Origin of the sequence: Sphingobium quisquiliarum P25 (assembly GCF_000445065.1) — a bacterium.
In the GTDB taxonomy this organism is placed as follows: domain Bacteria; phylum Pseudomonadota; class Alphaproteobacteria; order Sphingomonadales; family Sphingomonadaceae; genus Sphingobium; species Sphingobium quisquiliarum.
The window spans coordinates 1-8,097 of the sequence record NZ_ATHO01000119.1; the positions used below are offsets into that span (position 1 = coordinate 1).

Annotated in this window: 10 protein-coding genes; 7 read left to right on the forward strand and 3 right to left on the reverse strand. The window is 59.8% G+C overall.

Annotation, left to right across the window (positions count from 1 at the left end):
- The first annotated feature begins 61 nt into the window (after positions 1–61).
- Both L288_RS34995 and L288_RS35000 read left to right on the forward strand, forming a co-directional pair.
- A complete protein-coding gene (locus L288_RS34995; RefSeq protein WP_001389365.1) occupies positions 62–826 on the forward strand; it encodes an IS6-like element IS6100 family transposase in 765 nt (254 codons plus the stop codon).
- 201 nt (positions 827–1,027) lie between these two features.
- Positions 1,028–1,441, forward strand: coding sequence for a hypothetical protein (locus L288_RS35000; RefSeq protein ID WP_020817737.1), 414 nt, complete (start codon positions 1,028–1,030; stop codon positions 1,439–1,441).
- Between the two features lie 607 nt (positions 1,442–2,048).
- On the opposite strand, the gene L288_RS44125 is transcribed toward L288_RS35000, so the two are convergent.
- The gene (locus tag L288_RS44125) at positions 2,049–2,183 is read right to left on the reverse strand and encodes a hypothetical protein (RefSeq protein WP_020819401.1); all 135 of its coding nucleotides are present in this window, start codon (positions 2,181–2,183) and stop codon (positions 2,049–2,051) included.
- A 272-nt stretch (positions 2,184–2,455) separates the two neighbouring features.
- On the opposite strand from L288_RS44125, the gene L288_RS0121795 reads away from it, so the two are divergent.
- The 5 genes from L288_RS0121795 to ssb all read left to right on the forward strand — a co-directional run bounded on the left by L288_RS0121795 (position 2,456) and on the right by ssb (position 6,424).
- Positions 2,456–2,773 carry a hypothetical protein gene (locus L288_RS0121795; RefSeq protein ID WP_021238852.1) on the forward strand — a complete coding sequence of 106 codons (318 nt, stop codon included), beginning with the start codon at positions 2,456–2,458 and terminating at the stop codon, positions 2,771–2,773.
- 197 nt (positions 2,774–2,970) lie between these two features.
- Entirely contained in the window at positions 2,971–3,759 is a 789-nt protein-coding gene (locus L288_RS0121800; RefSeq protein WP_021238853.1) for a helix-turn-helix domain-containing protein, read from the forward strand.
- 476 nt (positions 3,760–4,235) lie between these two features.
- A complete protein-coding gene (locus L288_RS35005; protein WP_021238854.1) occupies positions 4,236–4,439 on the forward strand; it encodes a hypothetical protein in 204 nt (67 codons plus the stop codon).
- Positions 4,436–5,242 carry a hypothetical protein gene (locus L288_RS35010; RefSeq protein ID WP_020817763.1) on the forward strand — a complete coding sequence of 269 codons (807 nt, stop codon included), beginning with the start codon at positions 4,436–4,438 and terminating at the stop codon, positions 5,240–5,242. Before L288_RS35005 ends, L288_RS35010 begins: the two co-directional genes overlap by 4 nt.
- Before the next feature lie 714 nt (positions 5,243–5,956).
- A complete protein-coding gene (ssb, locus tag L288_RS35015) occupies positions 5,957–6,424 on the forward strand; it encodes a single-stranded DNA-binding protein (protein WP_020817764.1) in 468 nt (155 codons plus the stop codon).
- Between the two features lie 51 nt (positions 6,425–6,475).
- On the opposite strand, the gene L288_RS35020 is transcribed toward ssb, so the two are convergent.
- Both L288_RS35020 and L288_RS35025 read right to left on the reverse strand, forming a co-directional pair.
- A complete protein-coding gene (locus L288_RS35020; RefSeq protein WP_020817765.1) occupies positions 6,476–6,940 on the reverse strand; it encodes an HPP family protein in 465 nt (154 codons plus the stop codon).
- Positions 6,941–7,161: 221 nt separating this feature from the next.
- The coding region (locus L288_RS35025; protein ID WP_021238855.1) for an IS1380-like element IS1247 family transposase at positions 7,162–8,097 on the reverse strand (936 nt) is incomplete at its 5' end.

Sequence of the window (8,097 nt, forward strand, 5' to 3'; positions counted from 1 at the left end):
GGCTCTGTTGCAAAAATCGTGAAGCTTGAGCATGCTTGGCGGAGATTGGACGGACGGAACGATGACGGATTTCAAGTGGCGCCATTTCCAGGGTGATGTGATCCTGTGGGCGGTGCGCTGGTATTGTCGCTATCCGATCAGCTATCGCGACCTTGAGGAAATGCTGGCGGAACGCGGCATTTCGGTCGACCATACGACGATCTATCGCTGGGTCCAGTGCTACGCCCCGGAGATGGAGAAGCGGCTGCGCTGGTTCTGGCGGCGTGGCTTTGATCCGAGCTGGCGCCTGGATGAAACCTACGTCAAGGTGCGGGGCAAGTGGACCTACCTGTACCGGGCAGTCGACAAGCGGGGCGACACGATCGATTTCTACCTGTCGCCGACCCGCAGCGCCAAGGCAGCGAAGCGGTTCCTGGGCAAGGCCCTGCGAGGCCTGAAGCACTGGGAAAAGCCTGCCACGCTCAATACCGACAAAGCGCCGAGCTATGGTGCAGCGATCACCGAATTGAAGCGCGAAGGAAAGCTGGACCGGGAGACGGCCCACCGGCAGGTGAAGTATCTCAATAACGTGATCGAGGCCGATCACGGAAAGCTCAAGATACTGATCAAGCCGGTGCGCGGTTTCAAATCGATCCCCACGGCCTATGCCACGATCAAGGGATTCGAAGTCATGCGAGCCCTGCGCAAAGGACAGGCTCGCCCCTGGTGCCTGCAGCCCGGCATCAGGGGCGAGGTGCGCCTTGTGGAGAGAGCTTTTGGCATTGGGCCCTCGGCGCTGACGGAGGCCATGGGCATGCTCAACCACCATTTCGCAGCAGCCGCCTGATCGGCGCAGAGCGACAGCCTACCTCTGACTGCCGCCAATCTTTGCAACAGAGCCCGCGCGCGGATCTCCGAAGCGTGGAAGATCCTCGAAGCGGAAAAATCAGCATCGAAGCCCAAAGGCCCGACCGACAACATACGGCCGCCGAAGCCGACGACCCCCGAGCGGCGCAAGTATGCCCCGCCAGTGCAGGAGAAAGAACCTGTGAAACGCGAGTTTGACGAAGCCAAGCGCAAGGAGCCGCCGAAGATCGAGCGCGCCCCCGTTCAGCGTGTGAGCGTGTCCGCGCCATCGCCGCAGCCTTCGCCCCTGGGCGACGTTCCCGCCGCGCGCCAGGTCGGCCGCGAAGTGCCGAAGGTCGATAAGGCGGCCGAGTTTGCAAAGACCCCGCAGGGCCGCGCGATCGTCGATCGACAGACCACCAAGGCGGCCCCCGATCGAGCAAAAACGGATTGGTCGAAATCTGCGCCATCGCCGGCAACGCCGGCGCCGGCATCGAAGGCGGCCGAGCCGAGCAAGGCGAAAATTGATTGGTCGAAACCAACCACCGACGCGCCGAGGCCTCGCCGTGATTTCCAACGACCCACGCGCGAGCGTGACTATGATCGTGATATGTAGGAGGCACCATGCGCGACGATGAAAGCCGCGAGCTGCACGATTTCATAGACGGCCTTTTCGCGCGCGCGGCGGCGAAGCGTGCGGAGATCGACGCGCGCGCACCGATCCTATGGCGGCATAGGTCCGGTGTTGTGGTGGACGTAGCACGGCGGCGGATTGCTCGCCCATATGGTCCACCTGCGCCGCGTTCTTGAATCCGTAACGGATGCGGCGTATATAGCGGCTGTGTGGTGTAGTGGTCGTTGCGATCACCGACCTAATTGGGCCTCGGTTGTGTCAGCAGCCGAGGCCTTTCACGTTTGGGGGCGGCGTGTCAGCACCGCCCCCGCCCGCCGCTACTTGGAGCGGGCCACCTCGATGATTTTAATCACCAAAGCGGCGAATGCCACCATCAGCATAGCAATGCCGATAATGGCCTGTGTGGTTTCGTTTGTCGTTGTTCTCACCTCCCTTTGGCGGGAAGATTGTCGCTCCGCTGTCAGGCCGAGCGACCCCGCCGCGAGCGGCTATGGCAGGATGATCCGATTCTAGCGAGATTTAGGCGGCGGATTTCCCGCCAGATCGTGCAGCGGGTCCGCGTCGCCGTTGTCGTTCGCGGGCCTGCGGCTCATTCCACCCACCCGAACAGGCGGGCGAGGCCGCCGACGATCAGCGCGAGGATGGCGGCTATCGTGCAGAGGATGAAACCTATAATCGCGCCTTGCGCGAACGGGTAACGCCGTGTGATTTCCCTGCTTTCCATGCCCTCAATTTTGCCTCATAAACGGCAAATCCCGCAAGCGTGAATACTCCCGAGTTCAGACCGTCGCGTCTGATAATCTCCATTATGTGAAATTTTTTCAAATACTTGCCAAGCATTTGGCAAGATAAAAAGCCCTTAGCTGTGTGGGGCTGGTCTTTTTACTTGCCGTTGGCAGTATTCAAGCCTCTCCATGTTGCGGTGCAGCATGGACGATTATTGACGGGCGGGCGAATCTCGAACACTCTGGCAGAGTTCGAAAGTTAGAACATTCTATGTTCCTTGCCTACCCTCAAACTCGCCCCTATGGTCCCGCCAGTATGCAACTTTTGCCGAGTCTCACGTCCGCCATGCCTCCCGCCCGTGTCAAGCAACCCAAGCCGAACGAACCGCTTGTGATGCACGGGGCGAAGCTGGCCGCGTCAAAGGTGGATAAGGTTCTCCTTCTCCACGCGCTCACCAAGAAGACAAAGCAGCACCTACACGACGAGGCATATAGCTTGCTGATCGCGCACTATGAGCGCGAGGGCATCCTAGAGCCTACGCCCGCCGAAGTTGCCGAACGCATCCTGACCACGGAGGGCAAAGCCTAAAAACACAAAAACCCGCCGAGGCGGCGGGCTTCTGGTCCGGCGAGGCCGAAGAGAAAATCTCAGTGTTGCAACTCGGATTTTCCCCCACCTCGCCCGCGATTGCAAGACATTTCTTGCCACGGCGGAGCTTTGCCTACTGAAAAGTTGGCCCCCGTGAGCGGCCCACCCCTCGGCCTCACAGCCGAAAGGGGACTATCATGACATTTGTACAAGCTGCCGCGCCGCTCAACGTGCCGGAATCCGTGAAACGGGCGATGGAACGCGCCCGCGCCGAAGGTAAGCGCAGAAGTATTTCCGATTTTGCCGGACGCCGGACAGGCCAGCCTATCCGCCGCCACTCGCACCGCTTCGACCGTCTCGCCCCGCAGTACCGCGACAAGATCAGCAAAGCCGAGGCCCGCAAGATCGTCATTGCCGCCACGATGTACGACCGCACGGCGCGGGAGAACGGCAAGCGCGTCCTTGGCCGCACCGCCCTTCAAATCCTCGAATTTCTCGCCAATCTGGCGGCGTATTCGGGCCGCGTAGAGCCGTCTTATCGCTATATCATGGAGCAAGTCGGGTGCTGCAAAGACAGCATTACACGCGCTCTAAAGGCCCTTCACGCTCATGGTTTCCTTGAATGGGTGCGCCGCTATATTCCCACGGGCAAGAACGAAGGCCCGCAGGTCCAGCAGACAACGAACGCATACCGCATCAAGCTTCCCGCCCTCGCCAAACGGCTCCTAGAGCGGAAAAAGGAAACCAGCCCCATACCGGACGATGTTGAATGGGAGGCCATTCAACGCGCCCGCGCCGTCGAGGCCATGCGCTCGACCCTCACCATGCGCGAACAGCTTGCCATGGACTTTGACGACCCTGCCATGGCCGAGTTGATGGCGCGCATATGGGATGGAATCCAAGCAAAGAAGCGTGATCCTGAAAACGCGGCAGAATCCCCGCTACCCTCTTTTAATTCTATGCAATCGCCTATGACGAGGGGGTGAAGAGAAGCGGAATCGGGCTGCGCCCGATAAGTTTTTTGTTTCTCTCCCATGCCACAAGCCTACCAACATGCTCGGGCCATCAACCCCGCTCCCCATGCTCGCCTTCGGCTGCGCGTGGGTCCGCGCCGCTTCGCGGCCTTCGGGGGTTTGACTGCCCCTGCGCGTGTCGGTGTGATGGGGGCATCGGGACGAGGAACATCGTGCCGCCTTCGGCGGGTTCGTTTGCCCTGCGGGCGGCACGAACAAGGAACGGAGTTTTTGGGATGGTGGATAGGCCGAGGATTCCGACACGGGACGAGATAACGGAACGCAATGGCGACATGCTCGGACGTTGCATCGAGCAGGCGCAGGCCTTCACCGCATCGCCAGCTTACGAGAACGCAATTCGGGAAATCCTCGAAAAGTGCAGAAGGGCAATCCGGCAATTTCCATAGCGACTTAACCAAGTATTCTGCAACTCCTGATATGATTTCAGGATGAAGATTACTAACAAACTCAAAATGTTTTTATGGTTGTGGCTCGGTTTTACCGGAGCTGTTGGATTTAAGCTTGTCAGATCATGGGACGGATCGACGGAAGGCGCGATTGTATCGCTTTCCATCATGGCCGCCTTGCTCCTGATCTTTGGAATCGGTTGGGGCTGGCACTACGGCCGCACCGGAAAACTGACCCTTCTATGAGCAAGCTCACACGCTCACACGCTCACCAATACGGCGGCGCGATCCTGTTTCTATTCGTCGCCATCGCGCTTTTCGGGGCTTTGTCATGGGCCATGCTCGGCAACAGCCGGGGCAGTTTGTCCATGATCGAGAGCGAGCGCGGGAAGGCCGAGGGGACCAGACAAGGAGATTGTTCGAATACCCTGACACTCGCCGTTCAACGGCTCAAGCTGCGCGGCTGCACCAGCTATTCCTTCGCCACCGAAGGCGGCGGGGATTGCGGCGTGTTCTCGCCCACGGGCGGCGGCGCGAAGGCCTGCCCTGCCCTCGCCGGATGGTGCGTCGATAATCGCGCCTTGCTGCAAGAGGGGCAGGCCTGCGGCGGAATCATCTATCTTGGTGTATGGGCGAACCATCGTCTTTACACGACTGCGGCGGATTCAGGCCGTACCGCCTATAATCATGGCGGCGTGCCATTGCCGACCGATAACGCCTTTATGGCGAAAGTCGATTACGGCATGTTGAACACCAACGATCTGATGGCCGCCAGTGTCGGCGGGCCGTACAACGCGGCGCGTCTTTGCCGATCACTCGGCCCAGATTGGTATTTGCCTTCACTGGTCGAACTTAGATTCCTGTTTCGCGCTCGGAAAACGGGCGGTATGCTGGGAACGGTTCAGGAGGGGCAAAAATATTGGGGCAGCAACTTTAGCAACGCTTTTGAAGCTTGCAGCGGCCTAGCAAATGACACGTTTGCAAATTTCGGTTCATGTATGGGAACTGCGAAAGAAACCGTTTTAAACGTGCGCTGCGTTAGGCGCTGACTGCGAAAAATTAGGGTGTAACTTACGCAGCCAGCACAATGATACTATCAGGCTGTAAGCGGTCCCGCAAATTAGCTTTGTCTCATCTTTCACCGGCACGGGCAGACACAGCCCAAGGGCGGCTTTCCGCGTCCCGACCGCATCACCCCTACCCGTTCCGCCTGATCGAAAAAGAACGGCCTGCCGAGGTCTCCCCGACAGGCCATCCATTTCCGTGGCGGCCTAGGCTTTCCAGCATACCGCCCGCCGATTATCGCAGAATCCGCCCGAAAAATCATCCATTTTTGTGCCTGTATTCTAGCGGGTGAATTGCCGCGCAGCGGCAAGAGGGGCGGCAATGAGCCCCTTGGCAATCCGGCGCAGCCGGATTCCATAATGACTTAACAATGATTTCAAGTATTTGTGCAATCATGGGGTCATGTTGATTGTAGAAATACACGTATCAGGAACGCCGATCATGTACAGGTCCGAAAAGCCGCGATGGCTTATCGGAAAAAAGAAGCGCGCGAAATATTATAAATTCGCTTCCATCCCGCAGATGTTACAGCGTTTCAAGCACTATGAATATGATTACGAGGACCAAATACGCGCGGCCCTCGAAATCTTCCCTATCCCGCCGCAGGTTTATCCTGTGCAGGTAAGACGCCTGCGCCGGATCGTGCGGAAGGTCATGCAGATCACACCCAAACAGGAGACACCCGAAAGAGAGGAAAAATGTCTAAATCCATCAACAGAGTTCAATTACTCGGTAACATCGGACGAGAGCCCGAAATAAAAACGACCAATGGCGGCATTCGTGTTGCAACGTTGAGCGTTGCGACTTCGGAGAGCTGGAAGGACAAGCAAAGCGGCGACTGGCATGAGCGCACCGAATGGCATCGTGTTGTTGTCTGGTCGCCCGTTCTCGTCAAGCGGATCGAGGAGCAGGTTACGACGGGAACGCCCGTTATCGTTGAGGGCAAGCTTGAAACGCGGATGTGGGAGCATGACGGGCAAAAGAAGTATGTGACCGAGATCGTTGTCCGCCCCTATGTCGGTGACTTGATCGTATTGAACCGCCGCAGCATCGAACCCAAGGCCGACACCGCGCCGGAAGATTTCACCCCTGCCCCTAGCGCGGCCGACTACTTCCAAGGGGCAGCGGTTCCCGTCAACGAGCTGGAGGACGAAATTCCGTTCTAATCCCGATCCGCCGGCTCCTAGCCGAAATTCAGGCGATGCCCAATCCGGGGGTCATGCGGACGGGCGATCCCAGCGGCGCAGCGCCATGCCGATCAGCGTCACCGCACCGGCGCCCAGCATCAGCAGCGGCACCGCGACATGCGGGGGCACCGGATGCAGCGTGAAGACGAGCCCCGTCGCCGCCGCGGGCGGATGGACCGCACGGGCCGCCATCATCAGCAGCAGGCCGAGCGTGGCGGCGATGATCGCGACCAGCACCGAAGCGCCGAACATCCAGCCGGCCAGCGAACCGACGAACGCGGTCGCGGCATGCCCCGCCATGATCGGCCAGGGCCGCGCCGAGGGAGCCGAGGGGGTCGTGGCAATCAACGCGACCGAATTGACCAGCGGCATCCACATCGCAACGATCGCGAAATGATAAGCGAGCCCACCGAACAGCGCGAGGGTGGCGAGAAAGACCGAGCCTGCCAGCCCGATCCGCCGCCACGACATCGCATCGGTCGTCGCCCACTTCATCCTGCATTCCCCAAGTGGCGTGTCGTTTGAGGTGAAGATCGCCTGTATCCGAGCGCTAGACAAGGATTTTCTGCCGCAAGCGGCACCTGCGGTCGCGCAGACTGCTGGATCTGGACGGATCAGACCGCGAAGCCGCTGTTTCCTTGCCCAGGGGCGGCGTTTTTCAGCGCAGCGGACAGATCTGTCCAGCCGCTTTCGTTCAGTTTGAGCGTGGATCGCGATCATGCGCATAGCGGTGGCGCTCGCAATCGGCGGATAGCGGCGAGGATGGCGCGTACCATCGTGCCGGTGACAGCGACCTCGGCCAGCTGGAAGGTGATGGTGCGGGCGTGACGGACCACACGTGCCCCGATCTTGATCAGCTTCAGTTGCAGGCTGGTCAACGACCAGTCGGCCATGGCCTCGGGCAGCTCGATGCAGCGCAAGAAGGTGGCCAGGTTGTACGCCAGGGCGTGCAGTTGCAGCCGCACCTCATTGTCGCGGAACTTCCGGCACGACAGCCGCGTCCAGCGAAAGGCGTATTTGCCCTCTTTGATGTGCTGCTCGGCGGTGCCGCGCTGGTTGTAGAACCGCACCACCCAGTCCGGCTCCATCGGCAGGTTGGTGACGATGAAGCCGACACGCGGGAACAGTTCGCCCGGATGCCATTCGATCTTGGCGATCACCCGGCGTTCCTTGTCCCAGGACGCCGCCTGATACTCGAATTCCTCGAAGAACCGCTTGACCTTGGTCAGTGACGGCCGCCCGACAGGGCGCGTTAGCCGATGCGCGATCTTGTCCTTGAGGACCGCGTTTGCGGGCAGCCGGATGGCGTAGAAGAACCGCGCTTCTTCCAATCGCTCATAGATCGCCGGGATCGCGTAGGCAGCATCGGCCCGGAAGAACCTGCCACCAAGGTCGCGCTCCGCGTAGCGCGCAATGACGGGGTCGAGAACATCACGCCAGCCATCGGCGCTGTGGACGTTGCCATGGCGCAGGGCGCAGCGTTCCAGCATCCCGAACTGGTTGAACAGAAAGTTGGGGTGATAGCAGCTACAGTCGAAATGGCCATTCCAGGCGGACCCTTCCTGGTCGCCATGGGTCGGGCTGACCGAGCTGTCCATGTCCAGAACGATGTACTTCAGCCCGTTACGGTCATGGAACCGGTCGATCCATTG

What these genes read in the sequence shown, in the direction of transcription:
- ssb (WP_020817764.1), top strand. Translation starts at nt 5,957, where the DNA reads ATGTCTAAATCCATCAACAGAGTTCAATTACTCGGTAACATCGGACGA.
- L288_RS0121800 (WP_021238853.1), top strand. Translation starts at nt 2,971, where the DNA reads ATGACATTTGTACAAGCTGCCGCGCCGCTCAACGTGCCGGAATCCGTG.
- L288_RS44125 (WP_020819401.1), bottom strand. Translation starts at nt 2,183, where the DNA reads ATGGAAAGCAGGGAAATCACACGGCGTTACCCGTTCGCGCAAGGCGCG.
- L288_RS35020 (WP_020817765.1), bottom strand. Translation starts at nt 6,940, where the DNA reads ATGAAGTGGGCGACGACCGATGCGATGTCGTGGCGGCGGATCGGGCTG.
- L288_RS34995 (WP_001389365.1), top strand. Translation starts at nt 62, where the DNA reads ATGACGGATTTCAAGTGGCGCCATTTCCAGGGTGATGTGATCCTGTGG.
- L288_RS35010 (WP_020817763.1), top strand. Translation starts at nt 4,436, where the DNA reads ATGAGCAAGCTCACACGCTCACACGCTCACCAATACGGCGGCGCGATC.
- L288_RS0121795 (WP_021238852.1), top strand. Translation starts at nt 2,456, where the DNA reads ATGTTCCTTGCCTACCCTCAAACTCGCCCCTATGGTCCCGCCAGTATG.
- L288_RS35005 (WP_021238854.1), top strand. Translation starts at nt 4,236, where the DNA reads ATGAAGATTACTAACAAACTCAAAATGTTTTTATGGTTGTGGCTCGGT.